Source organism: Roseovarius halophilus (ex Wu et al. 2025), assembly GCF_047086965.1.
Genome location: NZ_JBKOTX010000501.1, coordinates 1 through 1,017, shown reverse-complemented (window position 1 = coordinate 1,017; position 1,017 = coordinate 1). Strand labels below are relative to the sequence as shown.

The following is a 1,017-nucleotide window of genomic DNA, read 5'->3' as shown; positions in this document are numbered from 1 at the left end:
TATCCTTCATCTTGCCGTCCTCCTCGCTTAGTGGCTTTCAACACCACCATCCTGGCACATTGCGATGCCGTCTGGGGAGGGCGGCAACCATCCCATCTCGGAACACTAGAGCGTCAGTGCCGGGCAGTCCACGATGCGATCAGCGAATATGTCGGCCATCAGGTTGCCGCGGCAGGTAGGTGGTTCAATCCGGCTGCCGGCGGCGCGGGTGGGCGCGTCACGCCGGGTGGGCGCGCAGTGCCGGCAGGCCGACGCCCGTCGAGTCGAAGCCGCCATCCGAGGCAATCGTCTGGCCTGTGACGTAGCTGGCTTTGTCGGAACACAGGAAGGCGATAACCTCGGCGATCTCGGTTTCTTGCCCGTAGCGATTGAGGGGAATCGCATCGTGATAGGCCGCGCGGATCGCCGGCGTGTGCACGGCAAGCGCCAGCTTGGTATCCACCGGGCCCGGTGCCACGACATTGGCACGCACGCCCCATTCGCCCAGTTCGGCGGCCTGTTGCCGGGTCAGGTGGATCACTGCCGCCTTCGACGTGCCGTAGGCAACCCGCAGCGTGCTGGCCCGCAAGCCCGAGATCGAGGCAACGTTGACAATCGCGCCGCCGACCGCCTTCAGATGCGGGATGACCGCCTGAGAGGTCAGGAAAACGCCGTCAAGATTGGTTGCCATCACACTGCGCCATGTCGCAAAATCGGTTTCGCCCATCGGGCGGAAATCAGCGACGCCGGCATTGTTGACCAGCGCGTCGATCCGCCCGAACTTGGTCATGACGCTTTCGGCCATGGCCGCGACCTGGTCGGGTTCGGACACGTCGCAAATGACCGGCAGCACGCCATCAAGCTCCTGTGCGGCCGCCGTCAGCGCCTCGGCGTCGCGGTCGATCATGGCCACGCGCCGGCCTTCGGCAAGAAGCAGGTGGGTGGTGGCAAGGCCGATGCCGCGGGCAGCGCCGGTCACGATTGCGGTTTTCGGTGTCATTTGGATCTCCGGTTATCGGGAAAATGCGGTGGTCTGGG

At 64.8% G+C, this 1,017-nt stretch carries 1 protein-coding gene; it reads right to left on the bottom strand.

What is annotated here, in order from left to right:
* Positions 1–217: 217 nt before the first annotated feature.
* Positions 218–979 (bottom strand): SDR family NAD(P)-dependent oxidoreductase, encoded by a 762-nt coding sequence (locus tag ACH107_RS33130; RefSeq protein WP_412509833.1) that lies wholly within the window; start codon positions 977–979, stop codon positions 218–220.
* Between the last annotated feature and the right edge of the window lie 38 nt (positions 980–1,017).